Raw genomic sequence first — 18,518 nt, 5'->3', positions numbered from 1 at the left:
CAGAGAGGTTATCATGAGTGTTATCAATAAATTGATTGTTGCCGGTGTTGTGGCCCTAAGCGCATTTTCCGCTGTTCCTGCGTTAGCTGCTAATCCATACAATGTCTATATTACCGAGTGGTCTTATCAAAGCGCCCATTCCAGCGAGCTGGGTGAATATATCGAGCTTTCGAACCTTGGTACAACAGATGTCGATTTCACCAACTGGAGCTATGACGACGATAGCCGCAATAGCCTGACATTCAACCTTTCCGACTTCGGTATCGTGAAGGCTGGCGAGTCTGTCATCGTGACAGAAATCGGCGCTGACGAATTCCGTGCCCGTTGGGGCCTGGATGACTCCGTCAAGGTAATTGGTTTTTTGAACCCCAACCTTGGCCGTGCTGATGAAATCAATATCTACGACAATGAACTGAACCTGGTAGACCGCCTGACCTATGGTGATAACACTATTGGCGGGATCCGTGCTCGTTACAATAGCGGTATTCCTACCAGCGTTGATGTGCTTGGTGCTAATAACGTACAAGGTTGGGTATTGTCCCAGGTTGGCGATTCCGAAGGCTCCTGGCGCTCCACCGTGGGCGATATTGGTAGCCCAGGCCAGACCAACCTGACTATTGCCGCCGTACCTGAGCCAGAAACTTATGCCTTGATGCTGGCTGGCCTTGGCCTGGTTGGTTTTGCTGCACGTCGTCGCAAGGCTGCTTAAAATATTGTTTTAATGAATGAAAGCGGCTCTCCTAATGGAGAGCCGCTTTTTTTATTTTCTTTAGGGCGAGTGCAGTAATGCCAAGTGTTGCTTTTGACCTTTGGGTTTCCGTTTGGCTGCACCGAGTAGCGCAAGTGCTGGATGGATTAGGGCTTCCGTCTGTCTGAGCAAAGCAAGTTCAGAAAGACCCCATTCGGTACGAGCAACGCAGGGTGCCTGAAGCGAAGCTTCAGGTCGCAGGCAATCGGGGTCGCCTTTTGGCCTCGCCGAAACTGTATCTTTTCTTTTGGCGAAGCAAAAGTAAAGGTATTCGCTAGCAGGCAAAAGGCAATCGTTTAATTATTTGCGATATGGGGCAAAGCGATTGCCGTTAAAACTCAAAAATTTCTGGTCTTAACCCATATTGCTATTTCCGAGAGGATGGATTTCGCCCCGCCGGGCGAGTCCATTTCTTTTGTCTCGCCAAAAGAAACAGGACCAAAGAAAACAAGCGTGAGCGAAGTTTCGGCGCTAGTCAAAAGGCGACCCAACTGCCCACGACTTCCCCTGTGCTGCTCACTTGTAGCGGGACTGTCAGAACTCGCTTCGCTCAGACATGCTGCCAGCCTGTTTCCGCTACAAGCTCCGCTGCTCGGCGCGGTCACATGGGAGGGAAAGTCAGGCCTGCACTTGGCATCGCTGCGTTTGCCTTTGTGTATATGTCGTTTTAGCGTTTAAGCATCGGCTTCAGGTATTTGCCGGTGTAGCTTGCCTTGGTATTTGCAACTTCTTCCGGTGTGCCGCAGGCAATCATGGTGCCTCCGCCGTCGCCGCCTTCGGGACCCATGTCAATGATCCAATCTGCAGTTTTGATCACGTCAAGGTTGTGCTCGATGATGACGATGGTATTGCCGTGATCTCGCAGGCGGTGCAGGACGTCCAGCAGAAGCTGGATGTCGGCAAAGTGGAGGCCTGTGGTTGGCTCATCAAGGATGTACAGGGTGCGGCCTGTATCGCGCTTTGACAGTTCAAGCGCCAGTTTGACACGCTGTGCTTCACCACCTGATAGCGTTGTTGCTGATTGCCCCAGGGTGATATAGCCCAGGCCTACATCCAGCAGCGTTTGAAGTTTGCGCGCGACCACGGGGACAGCATCAAAAAATACTCTCGCCTGTTCCACAGTCATCTCCAGCACTTCACGGATGTTTTTGCCCTTGTACTGGATTTCCAGGGTTTCGCGGTTGTAACGGTGGCCCTTGCAGACGTCGCAAGGCACGTATACGTCGGGCAGGAAGTGCATTTCAACGCGGATGACGCCATCGCCCTGGCAGGCTTCGCAGCGGCCGCCCTTGACGTTGAATGAATAGCGGCCAGGACCATAGCCCCGTGCACGGCTTTCCGGTACGCCGGCAAACAAGTCCCGTATGGGAGTAAATAAACCCGTGTAGGTGGCGGGATTGGAGCGGGGTGTACGTCCAATCGGGCTTTGATCTACATCCACGACTTTGTCGAAAAACTCCAGGCCCTGGATTTCCCCGTAAGGTGCAGGTTCAGTGGAACTGCCGTACAAGTGCTTGGCCACAGCGCGGTAAAGCGTGTCGTTGATCAATGTCGATTTGCCAGAGCCGGAGACGCCGGTTACACATGTGAGCAGCCCAACCGGTAATTCCATGCTGACTTGCTTGAGGTTGTTGCCGGTAGCATTGACCAGCTTGAGCCAGCGTTCTGGGTCGGGAGCATGACGCTTCTTGGGAACGGCTATTTCCTTTGTTCCGCTCAGGTATTGTCCGGTCAGTGAGTGTTCGTTTGACTGGATTTCAGCAGGAGTGCCAGCGGCGACGATGTTGCCGCCATGTTCCCCAGCGCCGGGGCCGATATCCACCACATAGTCCGCTGCCATGATGGCATCCTGGTCGTGTTCGACCACGATGACGCTGTTGCCTATGTCCCGCAGCCTGACCAGTGTTTCAAGCAGGCGGTCATTGTCGCGCTGATGCAGGCCGATGGAGGGTTCATCCAGTACATACATGACACCAGTAAGGCCAGAGCCTATCTGAGACGCAAGGCGGATGCGCTGCGCTTCACCACCGGACAGGGTTTCGGCAGAGCGGGAGAGCGAGAGGTATTCCAGACCAACATTGGTGAGAAATTTCAGACGGTTGCCGATCTCCTTGACGATTTTGTCTGCAATGGCCAATTTCTGACCTGTCAGTTCGATTTCTTCAAAGAAAGTGAGTGCTTGCCTTAAAGGTGCTTCGCATACTTCGTGAATGTTTTTCCCACCGACCTTCACATGCCTTGCTTCGCGGCGCAGGCGCGTCCCGCTGCATTCCGGGCAGGACTGGGAGTTCAGGTATTTCGAGAGTTCCTCGCGCACCGTGACGGAATCTGTTTCGTGATAGCGGCGTTGCAGATTGTTCAGGATGCCTTCGAATGTGTGGCTCTTTTCATAGAGTTTTCCACGTTCATTGAGGTACTGGAAAGTGATGGTTTCCTTGCCGCTGCCGTGCAGTAAGACATGTTGTATATGCTCGGACAGTGCTTCAAATGCAGTTTCAAGCTCGAATTGATAATGACTGGCCAGGCTTTGCAGCATCTGGAAATAAAACTGGTTGCGCTTGTCCCAGCCTTTGATTGCACCGCTGGCAAGAGAAAGATGGGGGAAGGCAACCACCCGCTTGGGATCAAAAAAGCTGATCTGCCCCAGGCCATCGCATTTGGGACATGCGCCCATCGGGTTGTTGAAGGAAAACAGCCGTGGCTCCAGTTCCGCTAGTGAGTAATCGCATACCGGGCATGAGAACTTGGCGGAAAAGAGATATTCCTTGCCTGTATCCATTTCCATGGCCACTGCCTTGCCTTCGGCCAGGCGCAATGCAGTTTCGAACGATTCGGCAATCCGCTGTTTCATGTCGGCGCGGATCTTGAGCCGGTCCACCACTACATCCACATTATGTTTCACGGTCTTCGTCAGTTTGGGCACTGCATCCAGCTCGTAAATCTCCCCATCTACCCGTACCCGCACAAAGCCCTGGGCCTTCAATTCCTCAAACAGGTCCAGTTGTTCGCCCTTGCGGTTGCTGACAACCGGTGCCAGGATCATGAGCTTGGTGTCTTCTGGCAAGGCCAGTACGCTGTCCACCATTTGCGATACGGTCTGGGCTTCCAGCTTGATGCCATGGTCCGGGCACTCTGGATCGCCGGCGCGGGCGTAGAGCAGGCGCAGGTAATCGTGAATTTCAGTCACCGTGCCTACAGTGGAGCGCGGATTGTGCGAGGTGGATTTCTGCTCGATGGAGATCGCCGGGGAAAGGCCTTCAATCAGGTCTACATCTGGCTTGTCCATGCGCGCGAGGAATTGCCGCGCATAGGCGGAAAGCGATTCAACATAGCGTCGCTGGCCTTCCGCGTACAAGGTGTCGAATGCCAGCGATGACTTGCCGGACCCGGAAAGCCCGGTAATGACGATCAGCTTGTTACGGGGCAAGTCCAGTGAAACATTTTTCAGGTTGTGCGTGCGCGCACCGCGTATGCGTATGTATTCCATGTATGTAAGTCGTAGACCTGTCGGTTTAATTTTAACGAGGGTGGGGCAACCTGTTAATATACGCAACTTCGCCTGTTTAATTCAATGATTTTTAATGTCACAGTCTGAACGCATGTCCGCTGTCGAGCTGCGGGCCACCCTGGGCTTGGCCTCCATTTATGGCCTGCGCATGCTGGGGATGTTCCTGATCCTGCCGATTTTTGCCATTTATGCAGAAACGCTGCCGGAAGGGCATGATCATTTCTATATCGGTTTGGCACTTGGTGCCTATGGCCTGACCCAGGCTATTTTCCAGTTGCCTTTCGGCATGGCATCCGACCGTTTTGGCCGCAAGAACATGATCTACATCGGCCTGTTGATTTTTGCCGCCGGCAGTTTTGTTGCCGCTTTCGCGACAGATATCCATATGGTGATCATCGGCCGTGCCATCCAGGGCGCGGGTGCCGTATCCGCTGCCGTGACCGCCATGGTGGCAGATCTCACGCGGGAAGAGCACAGGACCAAGGCCATGGCCATGATAGGTGGCACTATCGGCATTACCTTTGCGTTATCGCTGATTCTTGGCCCTACCCTTAACCAGTGGATAGGCGTGCCTGGTATTTTTGCCCTGACTGGCGTGCTGGCGTTGCTGGCCATGCTGGATATCAAGTACCTGGTGCCTGATCCGCAAGTCAGCCGCTTTCATTCCGACACCCAGGCGGCACCTGCCAAGCTCAGTTCCGTGTTGAAAAACACACAGCTGCTACGCCTGAATTTTGGCATTTTCGCCTTGCATGCATCGCACATGGCCATGTTTGTGGTGGTGCCGTTTGCCATCAAGCAAACCAGCGGCATGAGTGAAAACGACCACTGGATGATTTATTTGCCTATCATGGTGATTTCCCTGGTGTTGATGGTGCCAGCCATCATCTATGGCGAAAAAAAGGCCAAGCTTAAACAGGTATTCATCGCGACTGTCCTGACCATGTTGGCAGCAGAGATCGCCTTTGGCCTGCTGATTGACAGTTTCTGGGGCATAGTCGCCTCACTGACGACATTTTTTATTGCGTTCAATGTGCTGGAGGCCATCATGCCTTCAACCATTTCCAAGCAGGCGCCGGGCGAAGCCAAGGGGACGGCAATCGGTGTGTTCAACACCGCGCAATCGCTGGGTATTTTTGTCGGTGGTGTATCCGGTGGTTTGCTATCATCTAACTACGGGTATTCAGCAGTCTTTGTCTTCTGTAGCATATTGATGCTGTTGTGGCTGGTCATCGTGATGACCATGCAGCCGCCTGCCGCGGTCAAGAGCAAGATGTATCATTTGCCTGAAGGCTATGCACAGGATGCGGCACAACTGTCCAGAAAGCTGGCAGCTTTGCCGGGTGTTCGTGAATCTGTAGTATTGCCTGCTGAAGGCATGGTGATATTGAAAGTAGACATGCAGGCAAGCTGGGATGAATCCGCAGCACTGCAATTAATAAGGGGTTAAAGATGGCATCGGTCAATAAAGTAATTTTAGTCGGCAACCTGGGGCGTGATCCGGAAGTCCGCTATATGCCCAATGGTGAAGCGGTCTGCAATTTCAGCATAGCGACTACCGACAACTGGAAAGACAAGAACGGCCAGCGTCAGGAACGTACTGAATGGCACAATATTGTCATGTATCGCAAACTGGCGGAAATTGCAGGCGAGTACCTGAAAAAAGGCCGTCCGGTATATGTGGAAGGACGCCTGCAAACGCGCAAATGGCAAACCAAGGAAGGCCAGGATCGTTACACCACCGAGATCATTGCCGACCAGATGCAAATGCTCGGCGGCCGTGAAGGCGGTGGTGGTGGCAATGCCAGCTATGAGGGTGGCGGTGATGACTTCAACCAGGATTACAGCGGGCAGTCTGCCCCTAGACAGCAAGCTGCGGCCCCGGCACAGCGCCAGGCTCCAGCTGCCAAGCCGGCAGGTGGCAGCAATTTTGATGATTTCGAGGATGATATACCGTTCTAGAGGGTAGATGGATTTCTCAGGATTGTTGATCCAATCCATTGATAGATAAGCCCGGTTATTTTGAATAACCGGGTTTTTTATGCGAATGCCGTGACGGAATACGGCAATGGCGTGCCAGAACCTTCTATCTTCTGGATGCTGCTCTTGGAGCTGGCCGGTGTGGTAGTGCGCTGGCATCACAAGCGCGGGCAACGCTTCAAGTGGAATTATTAATTGTCTATAAATTGACGAGTTGTGGAAGGGAGGTATGAAGTTCGTAATCTGCTACCCAGCGTGCGAACTTCTCTGCTGGCAGCGGCTGCGAAAACCGGTAGCCTTGCACAAAGTTACAACCGCTTGACTCTGCCCAGTGCAGCTCAATGTCGGTTTCCACTCCTTCAGCCACCAGCTCCAGGGACATGCTGCGGGCAAGCGCTGCAATGGTCTTGATAATTTCGGCATTGACTGGCTCGTGTTCAATGCCTTTGATGAATGATTGATCAACCTTGAGGCGATCAATCGGGAATTTACGCAGATAGCTGAGGTTGGAATATCCGGTACCAAAATCATCTATTGCAAGCTTGATTCCAAGCCCATGCAATTTGCGCAATGTGCGCATGACCGCATCGGCATCCTGCATAAACATGCTTTCTGTCAGTTCCAGTTCAAGGTAGCTCGGGTTGATGCCAGTGTCGCGAATGATTTTCTCTACAACATCGCAGAAATTGCTTTGATAAAACTGCATCGCGGAGATATTCACGGATATCCTCATGGGGTGCAACCCTGCACCCACCCAGGCCTGATGCTGGCGACAAGCTTCACGGATCACCCACTGCCCGATCGGCACGATCAGGCCGGTTTCCTCTGCTATCTCAATGAAATGAATCGGCGTCAGCAAGCCACGCTCGGGATGATGCCAGCGGATGAGGGCTTCCTTGCCTACGACCTTTCCGCTATCAAGGGCAACCTGCGGCTGGTAGAACAGCTCAAATTCATTGCGCTCTATGGCCAGGCGCAAATCGGTTTCCAGCGACATACGGTCCAGGGAATACAAACGCATGCCCGCGGTGTAATGACGATAGGTGTTGCGGCCGCTACGCTTGGCTTCGTACATGGCTGCATCTGCCTTTACCAACAGGTTATTGGCATCTTCATCATCTCTTGGATAGGTAGTGGTGCCTATGCTGGCAGAAATGAAGACTTCCCGTCCCATGATGTGCTGTGGCAGCTTGAGCGAGTCAAGAATGCGCCAGCATAGTTTGTCCAGGTCTTGCTGGCCGCTGATGTCATCGACAATGATGGTGAATTCATCGCCGGAAAGCCGAGCGACCGTATCCGTTTCGCGTGAGCAGCGCGTCAGTATGGTGGCTACTGTGATCAGTAATTGATCACCGAAAGCGTGACCCATGGAGTCATTGAAGTGCTTGAACTTGTCCAGATCTATGAATAGCAGTCCCAGCTTGGATTGCTTTCGATTGGCTTCGGCAATGGCCATGGACAATCTGTCCATGAACAACACCCGGTTGGGCAGTTTTGTAAGCTGGTCAAAGTGTGCCAGATAAAACAGGTTGTCCTGTTTCCGCTGGGTAATCTCGTCCAGCAGGTCATGCCCATTGGCAATGCCCATATATTGGTCATGCTCGGTGACAATGAAGCCACTGACCATATGCTGCATGCCTGCATCAATAATGATGCGGGAAATATCGTCTATGGAGGTCTGGCTGGTGACGATCAGTGGTTTGGTATTCATGAACTCGCTAATCGGCTTTTTACCGTAAATCTCATGCGTGTATGGTTTTATAAAGGTTTCAACGAAAGCATGCCTCTCCACAATACCCACGGGAACATTCAATGTATTGACGACCGGCAAGGCAAAGATGTGCGGGTATTCCTGGAAAATGGCCAGGACACTGAGGCATGGCATTCTGTCTAGTACCGGTTCCACTGTACGCAACAGGCGTTTTACCGTGGGATTGTCGTCGCTTCTGATAAAGCGGAATGATTTTGTGATATTCATGGCTTGGAAAAGCAGCTGCAGCGGGCTTTCTGGTTGTCAGGGACATATCGATCGAGGATCGTATTCCTGACAGATTATGCATAGCCATGTTGCAGAATTGTGAATGAGGAGAAGTGTTCAGACCTGGTTGAATGGGGCTGGAATGGCAGGCAGGTTTTAATGAAAACGTCATAAAGCATGGTTATGCTTTGCGGCAAATCTACCTTAAAAAGGCTGGGCAGGCCTGTCATCCGCAATGAACAATCCTATATTAATTTTTCGTCGCCATGCAGGCTTTACCTTGCTTGAACTGCTGGTGGTGCTGGTCATCCTTGGGCTGTTGGTCGGTTATGTGGCACCCAAGTATTTTGCCCAGCTCGGCAAATCGGAAGTGAAGACGGCACGTGCGCAAATTGGCGCGCTGGAAAAAGCGCTGGATCAATACCGGCTGGACGTCGGTCATTATCCTGCCAGCGAGCAGGGCTTGGCGGCATTGAATACGGCGCCTGCTGGTGAAACCAAGTGGGCAGGGCCTTATCTGCAGAAAACCGTGCCTAATGATCCCTGGGGCAGGCCTTACATCTTCAAGTCGCCGGGGGAGCATGGGGATTTTGACCTGTTTTCGTTAGGCAAGGATGGTCAGCCCGGTGGCACTGACGACAATGTCGATATCGTGAACTGGTGATATGCGTTACCAGGTACGGGCGATCACCGGCGGACAGCTGGTCTCTCTTGAGCTGGAAGCCCAGCATGCAGAAGATGCGGCGGCGCAGGCGCGCAGCCAGGGCTATGAAGTCCTTTCCACCAAGGCAGAGTCTAAAGGCCTGCGCAAAAGCAAGCGTACCCGCTTTCCCCTTCTTTTGTTCAGCCAGGAGCTGCTTTCATTATTGAAGGCTGGCTTGGGCCTGGTTGAGTCGCTGGAAGGCATTGCCGAGAAAGAGCAGCGGCCTGAAGTGGCCAGTATTCTGCGCGGCATTCTTGAGGCCTTGTATCGTGGCCAGACCTTATCCAACGCACTGACAGCCTATCCGCAAGCCTTCCCCGGGCTTTATGCCTCCATGATCAAAGCCAGCGAGCGTACTGGCGATTTACCCGAATCCTTGATGCGATATATCGGTTATGAGCAGCAGGTGGAAGTGTTGCGCAAGAAGTTGGTGGCTTCCTCAATTTATCCCTTCCTGCTGATGACGGTCGGCGGCCTTGTCGTGCTGTTCCTGCTGGGCTATGTGGTGCCGAGGTTTTCGCAGATCTATGCTGATGTTGGTGATAACCAGCCGTGGATGCTTAAGATTGTATTGGGCTGGGCTGGCATGATGGAGGCACATGGGAAGACGTTATTGATGGTTGCTGTAGCCGCCGTGGCGGCCTTTATCTATGCCTTGATGCAGCCTGCCATACGCGGGCGCATGATGGCCTTGCTCTGGCGCATGCCCGGCATTGGCGAGCAGATGCGGGTGTTCCAGCTTGCCAGGTTTTACCGCACGCTGGGAATGCTGTTGGAGGGCGGCATTACAGTATCCCAGGCGATGGAAATGGCGCGCGGGCTATTGACCGCTTCATTCCACGATAGCCTGGGCAGGGCGTCCGCGCTGATACGCGAGGGCCGGTCCATTTCCGAGGCAATGGAGTCTGCCGGACTGGTGACGCCGGTTTCACTGCGCATGTTGCGCGTAGGCGAGAAAAGCGGCGATATGGGCCGCATGATGGAGCATATCGCGACGCTGCATGACGAGGAGATCGCCCGTTGGCTGGAGTGGTTTACCCGGCTGTTCGAGCCTTTGCTGATGATCTTTATCGGCCTCATTATCGGGGCGGTGGTCGTGATGCTCTATATGCCGATTTTTGAGCTGGCCGGGAGCCTGCAATGAATCTGGAAACGCCGGTGCTCTTTTCCCGCGAGCATATGCAGCAGGCCCGCTCGCTGGCTGCCAGCAGTGGCCACCCATTGATAGAGATGCTGCAGAACGTGGCTGACCTGCAGGATGCCGATTTCGGGCAGGCACTAGCGCAAGCGACAGGTTTGCAGTCGCTTGCCATGGATGAGCTGCATCGGATGCAGCCAGCGTTCGACGCCATGAGCTTCAGCCTGGCCAGCCGCTATCAGTGCCTGCCATTGCGAGATGGTGAGCACTTGCTGCTGGTGGTATCCAATCCATTCGACAACACGGTATTCGACTGGGCTACCGAGTGGCTGCCTGCAGGATTTTCCACCTGCCTTGCGCATTTCACTGATATCCAGGCCTATCTCAGCCGCCACGAGGAAAGCATGCGCGCCATGGATGGCAGCATGCTGGCTGGCAATGAGATCAGCGAGGCCAGGGCAACGGATGTGGAGCACCTGAGCCTGCAAAGTATCAATGCCGATAGCAGCCCGGTAATACGGATGGTGAACTCCACGCTGTATGACGCATTGAAGGCGGGTGCCAGCGATATTCACATGGAGAGCGTTGCCGCCGGGCTGGTAGTCAAGTACCGCATTGACGGCGTGCTGGCCCATGTCGGAAGCATGCAGGGGGCTGACATGGCGGAACAGGCCATCTCCCGCGTCAAGATACTGGCAGAGCTGGATATTGCAGAGCGGCGGGTGCCGCAGGATGGCCGTTTCAAGGTCATGATGCAGGGACGTGACGTGGATTTCCGTGTCTCCATCATGCCCAGTATCTACGGCGAGGATGCGGTGTTGCGCGTGTTGGACCGCAAGTCGCTCTCAGACCAGGCCAAGGGACTGTCCCTCAAGCAGCTCGGGTTTGATGACTACATCATCGAGGAGTTTCGCCACCTTGTCAGCGAGCCTTATGGCATGGTGCTGGTCACCGGCCCTACAGGTTCCGGCAAGACCACCTCGCTCTATGCTGCCATCAGCGAAGTGAATCACGGCCATGACAAGATCATCACGATTGAAGACCCGGTGGAGTATCAATTGCCCGGCGTGCTGCAGATCCCGGTCAATGAAAAGAAGGGCCTGACTTTTGCACGGGGGCTGCGTTCCATCTTGCGGCACGATCCTGACAAGATCATGGTGGGGGAAATCCGTGACCCGGAAACAGCACAGATTGCCGTGCAGTCGGCCCTGACAGGTCACTTGGTATTTACCACCCTGCACGCCAATAACGTATTTGATGTGATCAGCCGTTTTCTGCATATGAACGTGGAGGCATACAGCCTGGTGGCAGCCCTCAATGGCGTGATGGCGCAGCGCCTGGTGCGCCTGGTCTGCCCGCATTGCGCTGAAGATGTGACGCCCAGTGATGAATTGATGGTGCAATCACGTCTGAAGCGCGAGGAGACGGCGCATTATCGTTTCCGCCAAGGCAAAGGCTGCGGCCATTGCCGCGGCAGTGGCTATCGCGGCCGCAAGGCGATTGCCGAGTTGTTGGCGCTGGATGACGAATTGCGCGAGATGATCATTGCGCGCGAGCCTTTGAGGAAACTGAAGGATGCCGGCCGTGCGCGCGGCATGAAGAGCTTGCGCGAGGCAGCGCTCGAGTCGGTGGCACGTGGCGAGACCACCCTGGAGGAGATCAACCGTGTCACCTTCGTGGCTTGAGCAATGGCGGCCTCGCCGCTTGTTGTCTTCCATTACATTGGCCCTTTATCCGGACCGTATTGTCTGGCTGCGTACCAGGCGCGGATTGAATATCCAGGTGGAAGATAAAGGCATACTGGAGATTGCCACGGCCAATGGCGCATGGCAGCCGGTGCTGGAAAGCCTGCCCCAGGCCCTGAGCCAGGCTGGTGCAGGCGGGTTGTCGGCCAGGGTATTGATTTCCAATCATTTCATGCGCTACGCGATTGTGCCCAACCCTGATGGCGCAACCAGCCGTGCAGAAAGGCAAAGCCTTTGCCGGTATGCGTTTGAACGTGTGCACGGGGCTGCAGTGGCAGACTGGGAGTTGCAGCTGAGTCTCGCTGCTGTCGGCGGGAGCGCGCTAGCAAGCGCCCTGGACCGTGAATTGACGCAGATGTTGCGCTTACACCTGAAGTCTGCCGGGGCCAGCCTGGTATCGGTACAGCCCTATTTGATGGCTGCCTATAACCAGTCAGCCAGCCCGGCTGGCGATGGCATATTTGCGCTGGCGGAGCCGCAGCGCCTATGCCTGCTCGCATGGCAATCAGGTAGCTGGGTTGCTGTGCAGCAACAGCGCGCGGGTGCAGACTGGCCAGTGCTGTTGCAAAGCCATGTCTCACGTTTGCGCATGCAGTTTGAATTACCTGCGGATACGCCGGTACAAGTCTGTGCGCTGGAGTCTGCCTCCACTGCCAGCCTGCTCGCTGGATCGCATCATACATTGGTGAAACCGGGGTTGCCTGCTCGTTTGCAATCTGCCATCGGCAACGATTATTTTGGCGCTGCGCTGGTGCTGTCGGTATGAGGACAGCAATAAAAATCCAGCTTGATTATGCAGATCAACACCATTTATGGCGTCTGTCCAATTGGTTGTTTGGCGCGACATTGCTGCTGGCGCTATTGGTTGGCTGGAAATCTGTCGAGATGCGAGATCAGCGCGATGCCTTGCAGCAGGAGTTGAGTACCCGGCAGGCAGCGGCGCGTCCAGTAGAAGTTCAGAAAATCAAGCCGGAAGCTTTGTCAGCTGGGCAGAAAATGCAGATCAAGCAGGCCAACCTGGTGCTGGAACAGTTAGGTCGCCCCTGGCCTGCCATGCTTGGTCGGCTGGAACAAGCCATTAGTGTGGATGTGGCCATTCTCTCCATACGCCCGGATGCGGGCAAGGGGCGCTTGCGACTCAGTGGTGAAGCCAAGGATATCCCAGCATTGCTGGCTTATATCAAGCGCTTGGAACTGATCCCTGAAATGAGGGATGTGGTGCTGGATAAGCATGAAATCATCGAAGAAGCACAAGGGACTGGAGTAAGCCGCTCTGTGCAATTTGGCATCAGTGCGCGCTGGAGTCAGGTGTCATGACCGCTGCGCTGAATCGATCGTTGGAGTTCAGCAGGCTTACCTGGAGTTTGCGCCGCGTGTATTTTCGACTGGGCTGGCAAGGCGTCTCGGTGATTGTACTGGCATTGCTTGCCAGCGTGCTGATTGCTGGTGTCATCCTCCCGGTGCGTGGAGAACTCAAGGATATGCAGGAGCAGCTCAAGCAGTCATATCGCCAGCAACCAAAAACGCAGGTGGCGGTTGTCACGCCTGAGCAGGGCCTGGAAAAAGAGTTAGCGACGTTTGAAGCCAGATTTTCTGGCATAGAGCAGCTGAGCGATGAGCTCGGCGTGCTGTTCCGCCTGGCGCAGGGACATGGCCTGGAAGTGCATAAGGGCGAATACACACTGGTGGAAAAAAAACAGGGGGTATTGCGCAGCTTTGAAGCCAATGTGCCGGTGGTTGGCAGTTATCAGCAGGTTAAAGCATTGGTGCTGGACATCCTGGACAGCCTGCCCAATGTGGCCTTGGACGAATTGAGCTTCGAGCGCGGGGAAGTGGCGGAAAACCAGGTGAAAACACGCTTGCGCCTAGTGTTCTTTATCAGGAAGCGTGCGTCATGAATACCTTCACCAAGCGTCAATGGGGCATGGCGCTTGCCTTGTTGGCAACAATCGCGTTGGTATTTTCCATGGAGGATAGTGACGACGGTGATTTATTGGCTGTTGAGCGCAAACCGATTGCGGTGGTTGATCGTCCTGCAGGGCCTGATATTCCGCATGCTGATGCTCGCCAAGCTGAAACGAGCCATGATCAATACCTCAACTGGCAGGCGCTGCAGGGCAGAAAATTCCAGGGAGAATCTATCCAAGAAGCTGATCTGTTCAAATCGCACAGCTGGTATGTGCCTCCGGTGAAAACCGCGGAAGAACTGGCCCCTCCCGCGCCAGTGGCACCTGAGCCGTCCTTTGCCTATATCGGCAAACTGGAAGACGGGCCTGGCGGGACAGTGATATTGCTGGCTTCGACGACCCGGCTCTACTCCGTCGCGGTGGGAGAATCGATAGACCGCAGCTGGCGCCTTGATAAAGAGGATGACAACAGCCTGCAGCTGACATACCTGCCGCTCAATCTGGGCAAAACCTTGCTCAAGAAAAAAAATCTGGCCGTGACTGCTGGTCCTGCCGGCCACCTACCGGGTAATCCGGATGATTTACAGGGGAATCTTTAAATGCGGTTGAGTTTTACGTGGCACAGTCTTGCTTACCTCTTGTGTGCGGTCTTGTCTGGCTGCGCGCTGACTCCGTGGCCCAAGCCTGGGTTTCCTGGAGATACGCCTGAGGAAAAGATTGCCAACACGCGCAAGCTGCACGAAAAAAAGCCGGAAAGCCTGCCGGAAAAAAAGAATATGCTGGTGGCCAGGGAACAGGGCGTCACCCAGTTATTGACGGAGGCGGAAGCCGCCTTGCGCGATAACCGCATGGCGGATGCAGGCGAGCTTTACCAGCGTGTGCTGGCAATTGATCCTGATAACCCGCGTGCGCAGTCCGGCAAGATATTGATCGATAGCCAGCGCAAGCATGCCGAGATGGTGGATGTCGCCACCAGCCTGCTGGAAAAAAATGAAGTAGAGGAAGCGCGGGATAAATTGCGCCAGGTATTGCTGGAGGCACCAAATCATGAAGCCGCGCTTAGGCTGCAGCGCGAAATAAAACAGAAGCGTGCCACTGTGCGCATGGAGCCGCCACGCCTGAAACCGGCATTCAACAAGCCGGTGACGCTGGAATTGCGCGATGCCAATATCAAGATGGTGTTTGAGGCATTGTCGCGTGCCACCGGCATTAATTTCATTTTGGACAAGGACATCAAGCCCGAGACCAAGGCGACGGTATTTATCAAGAAAGCGCCGATAGAAGACGCCATAGAAATGGTGCTGGCGACTAATGGGCTGCAGAAAAAGGTGCTGTCGGAAAATACGGCACTGGTGTTCCCCAACACCGCTGCCAAGCTCAAGGATTACCAGGACCTGGTGATACGCAGTTTTTACCTCACCAATGCCAAGGCCAAGGATGTCTCCGCCATGGTCAAGACCATGCTCAAGACCAAGGATATCCACACGGATGAGCGCCTCAACATGATCGTGATCCGCGATACGCCCGATGTCGTACGCATTGCTGAAAAGCTGGTGGCCGCGAATGACCTGGCCGACCCGGAAGTGATGCTGGAAATAGAGGTGATGGAAGTCACGCGCGAGCGCCTGCAGGAGCTAGGCATCGAGTATCCCACTTCGCTGACTGCATCGGCTGGACTGTCAATCGAGGCAATGCGCAGCAACAACTCCAGCACTTATTTGTTTGATGCCAACCCCAGCCTGAATTTCAGGAAAACCACCGGCGATGTCAATATCCTCGCCAATCCGCGCATACGGGTGCGCAACAACGACAAGGCACAGGTGCTGGTCGGCGACAAGGTGCCCGTCATTACCACGGTGGCGACGGCTGGCGTGGGATCTTCTCAAACTGTCCAGTACATCGACGTGGGCCTCAAGCTGGAAGCCGAGCCGCGCATTACACTGGATGACTTCGTCAATATCAAGATTGCGCTGGAGGTTTCTTCCCTGGGCAGCTCAACCACGCTCAGCGGCGGCGGCGTGGTCTACCAGATAGGCACCCGAAATGCGAGCACGCTGCTACGTCTGAAGAATGGTGAGACGCAGATTCTTGCCGGGCTGATCAATGACGAGGAACGCAAGAACACCAGCCGCTTGCCCGGCCTGGGCGATATTCCCTTGCTGGGACGCTTGTTCTCCAACCAGATTGATAACCGCAAGAAAACCGAGATCGTGCTCGCGATCACGCCACGCGTAGTCAACAACATCAGCCGTCCTGAGTCCGAGGTGATGGAGTACTGGTCTGGGACCGAAACCGGCATTAGCGACCATCCCCAGATCGTGGCGCCAGGCACCGGCAGTGGCACCATGACGACGCGCGAGATCATGATGCAGCGTTTACAGCCGGCGGAAACTCCACCTGAGCCTGCTGCAGAACCGGAGGCGGTCCAGACGGAAAGCAATGACCTGAGCCAGGACAACTTCATGTCCACGCAACCCAAGCCGGTTGTGCCGCCGGTGGCGCCACCTGTAGTAGTACCGCCCCAGCCTCAAAGGTAAAACGGCATGAGCATGCGTCATCAGGTGCAGTTCCGGGGATTTACGCTGATAGAGCTGGTAGTGACGCTGACGATAGTCAGCATACTTGCCACCGCCTTGATCCCGCTGGGGCAGTGGAGCGTCAAGCGGCAGCAGGAGGCCGACTTGCGCATTGCATTGCGTGAAATACGCACGGCGATAGATGCTTATAAAAAAGCGGTGGAAGAAGGCAAGATTATTGTCACAGCTGAAGAAACCGGTTATCCGCCCAACCTTGAAGTGCTGGCTAAAGGGGTGCCTGATGCCAGCAGCGAGAAAAAGCGCATGATTCGCTTTTTGCGCCGCCTGCCGCGCGATCCCATGTTTCCCGATCAGCATGCTCCCGCCCAAGAAACCTGGGGCAAGCGCAGTTATGAAAGTGCGCCGGATTCACTGCAGGCCGGTGCGGATGTATTTGACGTTTACTCGTTGAGCACGGCCAGCGGACTCAATGGCATAGCCTACCGGGAGTGGTGATGCGTAAGTCCCTTTTCAGAATACCTGCAAGCGGGTTCACCCTGGTGGAGTTGCTGGTGGTACTGGCCATCCTCATGTTATTGCTCACCGTGGCGGCACCGCGCTATTTCAATGGCGTGGACAGAGCCAAGGAGGCGGCGCTCAAGCAGACCCTCTATGTGGTGCGGGATGCCATAGACAAATTCCATTCCGATAATGCGCGTTATCCTGACTCATTAGAGGAGCTGGCTGAGCGTAAGTACATACGGACCATCCCGGTTGATCCCCTCACGGAAAGCGCTGAAAGCTGGATTGTAGTGCCGCCTGATGAGGAGTTGCCCGGCAATCTCTACGACTTGCACAGCGGAGCTGAAGGCACTGCCGCGGATGGCTCGCAGTATGGCGAATGGTAGGCCTGATAATCGCCATATGAAGCTCCATCATCATGGTGGAGCGCAGGGATTCACTTATATTGGATTGCTCATGATGATAGCAATCAGCGGCATTGGGCTTGCGGCCATCGGGCAGGCCTGGCATACCGCTTCACAGCGGGAAAAAGAGCAGGAACTTCTGTTTGCAGGGGAGCAGTTCAGGCAGGCGATTGCCCGTTATCATCAGGAGACACCCAGTCCGATCAAGGAATATCCTCCCACCCTGGCGGCGTTGTTGACAGACAAGCGCGGCCCCAAGCCCGCACATTACTTGCGCAGGATTTACATAGATCCGATGACGGCCAGCCAGGATTGGGGACTGGTCAAGGAGCAAGAGCGCATTGTGGGTGTATATAGCCGTTCCAGGCTCAAGCCATTCAAGCAGGACAATTTCAGTCAGTCACTGGAAGGGTTTTCAGGGGCCGAGAGCTATCAGGACTGGCGCTTTGTCGCCAACCAGAAATCAGAAGGCAGCAGCCAGGCAAACAATCGAGGCCTGCCTCAAGATACCAGCAATAACCCGACGATGCCCAATACAGCCGAGAACCCGCCGCCAGTGAATGCCGGAGCCAATGCTGACAAATATGCCGCTTGCGGCGCTACACTGGATGCTGCCCAACTGTCCTGCCACAGCGGTTGTGGTGCCTTGACGTCAACCGCTTGCCAGAGCTGCCTGGGGGCGGCATTTAGTAGCTATCGGCAGTGCTTGCGATAAGAGCGAGAACAGGCAAAGGCGATGGTGAGCGGGAAGATGCCAAGTCGCTGTGGTTCTTGGATCCCCGTCTGGCTGTGCCGAGTAGCGGAGGGCTGGATGGAATGGGACTTGCATGCATGTCTGAGCGATAGCGAGTTCTGCAAGACCCCATTCAGCGCGAGCAACGCAGGGAACCGGGAGCTTGGCTCCCGGCGCAGGTTCCGGGGTCGCCTTTTGGCTGCGCCGAAACTTCGTTTTCTTTGGTGCCTTTATTTTGGCGAAGTAAAAGAAAGACACTCGCTGGCAAGCGAAGAGCGTCTTCCCGCAGTTACAACCATTACTTTTATCCGGATTGTTTAACCCAATTATTTTGGATGTATCTCCTGACTGCACTTTAAATTCACTCAGGCCATATCTCTATGGCGAGAGGACAGATTTCGCCCCGCCGGGCGAGCCTATTTCTTTTGTCTCGCCAAAAGAAATGAGACGAAAGAAAAAGCGACCCAGCTGCCCGCGACATTCCCTGCGCTGCTCGCTTTCATCGGGCCTTGCAGAACTCGCTATCGCTCAGACATGCTGCAAGGCTATTTCCGCTGAAAGCTCCACTGCTCGGCGCGGTCAGATGGGTATCCAGGAACTACAGCGCTTGGCATCACTGATCGCTGCGCTTGCCCT

17 protein-coding genes are annotated in these 18,518 nt (G+C 54.7%); 15 read left to right on the top strand and 2 right to left on the bottom strand.

The annotated features are described in order from the left end of the window. The first annotated feature begins 13 nt into the window (after window positions 1–13). Window positions 14–709: an FxDxF family PEP-CTERM protein gene (locus LG200_RS12110; protein ID WP_226757882.1), complete on the top strand. Its 696-nt coding sequence runs from the start codon at window positions 14–16 to the stop codon at window positions 707–709. Between the two features lie 706 nt (window positions 710–1,415). Here LG200_RS12110 and uvrA read toward each other — a convergent pair. Further along, entirely contained in the window at window positions 1,416–4,235 is a 2,820-nt protein-coding gene (gene uvrA, locus LG200_RS12105; protein ID WP_226757881.1) for an excinuclease ABC subunit UvrA, read from the bottom strand. A gap of 94 nt (window positions 4,236–4,329) precedes the next feature. Between uvrA and LG200_RS12100 the strand changes: the two genes are divergently transcribed. From LG200_RS12100 to LG200_RS14090, 3 genes are all read left to right on the top strand, one after another. Beyond that, complete coding sequence (locus LG200_RS12100) at window positions 4,330–5,706, top strand: MFS transporter (protein ID WP_226757880.1); 1,377 nt, start codon at window positions 4,330–4,332, stop codon at window positions 5,704–5,706. Window positions 5,707–5,708: 2 nt separating this feature from the next. Then, on the top strand, window positions 5,709–6,218 hold the full coding sequence (gene ssb / locus LG200_RS12095) for a single-stranded DNA-binding protein (protein ID WP_226757879.1): 510 nt from the start codon (window positions 5,709–5,711) through the stop codon (window positions 6,216–6,218). Between the two features lie 90 nt (window positions 6,219–6,308). Beyond that, entirely contained in the window at window positions 6,309–6,431 is a 123-nt protein-coding gene (locus tag LG200_RS14090) for a hypothetical protein (RefSeq protein ID WP_264193900.1), read from the top strand. Window positions 6,432–6,435: 4 nt separating this feature from the next. Here the strand turns inward: LG200_RS14090 and LG200_RS12090 are convergent, their stop codons facing one another. Further along, window positions 6,436–8,214 (bottom strand): EAL domain-containing protein, encoded by a 1,779-nt coding sequence (locus LG200_RS12090; RefSeq protein WP_226757878.1) that lies wholly within the window; start codon window positions 8,212–8,214, stop codon window positions 6,436–6,438. Between the two features lie 235 nt (window positions 8,215–8,449). Here LG200_RS12090 and gspG point away from each other — a divergent pair, with 235 nt between their 5' ends. The 11 genes from gspG to LG200_RS12035 all read left to right on the top strand — a co-directional run bounded on the left by gspG (window position 8,450) and on the right by LG200_RS12035 (window position 17,864). Then, a complete protein-coding gene (gene gspG, locus LG200_RS12085) occupies window positions 8,450–8,878 on the top strand; it encodes a type II secretion system major pseudopilin GspG (protein WP_226757877.1) in 429 nt (142 codons plus the stop codon). A 1-nt stretch (window position 8,879) separates the two neighbouring features. Continuing rightward, window positions 8,880–10,061, top strand: a complete 1,182-nt coding sequence (locus tag LG200_RS12080; RefSeq protein ID WP_226757876.1) for a type II secretion system F family protein — start codon at window positions 8,880–8,882, stop codon at window positions 10,059–10,061. Then, window positions 10,058–11,740, top strand: coding sequence for a GspE/PulE family protein (locus LG200_RS12075; RefSeq protein WP_226757875.1), 1,683 nt, complete (start codon window positions 10,058–10,060; stop codon window positions 11,738–11,740). Before LG200_RS12080 ends, LG200_RS12075 begins: the two co-directional genes overlap by 4 nt. Next, complete coding sequence (locus tag LG200_RS12070) at window positions 11,721–12,566, top strand: hypothetical protein (protein WP_226757874.1); 846 nt, start codon at window positions 11,721–11,723, stop codon at window positions 12,564–12,566. Before LG200_RS12075 ends, LG200_RS12070 begins: the two co-directional genes overlap by 20 nt. Then, window positions 12,563–13,117: a hypothetical protein gene (locus LG200_RS12065; protein ID WP_226757873.1), complete on the top strand. Its 555-nt coding sequence runs from the start codon at window positions 12,563–12,565 to the stop codon at window positions 13,115–13,117. Before LG200_RS12070 ends, LG200_RS12065 begins: the two co-directional genes overlap by 4 nt. Further along, entirely contained in the window at window positions 13,114–13,698 is a 585-nt protein-coding gene (locus LG200_RS12060; protein ID WP_226757872.1) for a hypothetical protein, read from the top strand. The genes LG200_RS12065 and LG200_RS12060 overlap by 4 nt, the downstream gene beginning before the upstream one ends. Next, entirely contained in the window at window positions 13,695–14,306 is a 612-nt protein-coding gene (locus LG200_RS12055; RefSeq protein WP_226757871.1) for a hypothetical protein, read from the top strand. The genes LG200_RS12060 and LG200_RS12055 overlap by 4 nt, the downstream gene beginning before the upstream one ends. Then, window positions 14,307–16,244 carry a secretin N-terminal domain-containing protein gene (locus LG200_RS12050; RefSeq protein ID WP_226757870.1) on the top strand — a complete coding sequence of 646 codons (1,938 nt, stop codon included), beginning with the start codon at window positions 14,307–14,309 and terminating at the stop codon, window positions 16,242–16,244. It abuts the gene before it with no gap. A 6-nt stretch (window positions 16,245–16,250) separates the two neighbouring features. Further along, a complete protein-coding gene (locus tag LG200_RS12045) occupies window positions 16,251–16,739 on the top strand; it encodes a type II secretion system protein (protein ID WP_226757869.1) in 489 nt (162 codons plus the stop codon). After that, entirely contained in the window at window positions 16,739–17,131 is a 393-nt protein-coding gene (locus LG200_RS12040) for a type II secretion system protein (protein WP_226757868.1), read from the top strand. Before LG200_RS12045 ends, LG200_RS12040 begins: the two co-directional genes overlap by 1 nt. 70 nt (window positions 17,132–17,201) lie before the next feature. Further along, complete coding sequence (locus LG200_RS12035; RefSeq protein WP_226757867.1) at window positions 17,202–17,864, top strand: type II secretion system protein; 663 nt, start codon at window positions 17,202–17,204, stop codon at window positions 17,862–17,864. Window positions 17,865–18,518: the final 654 nt, after the last annotated feature.

The sequence above is a fragment of the Methylobacillus caricis genome (genome assembly GCF_020532705.1).
Classification (GTDB): domain Bacteria; phylum Pseudomonadota; class Gammaproteobacteria; order Burkholderiales; family Methylophilaceae; genus Methylobacillus; species Methylobacillus caricis.
Note: the sequence above shows the minus strand (reverse complement) of the source record. Positions and strands in the feature narration are given on the sequence as shown.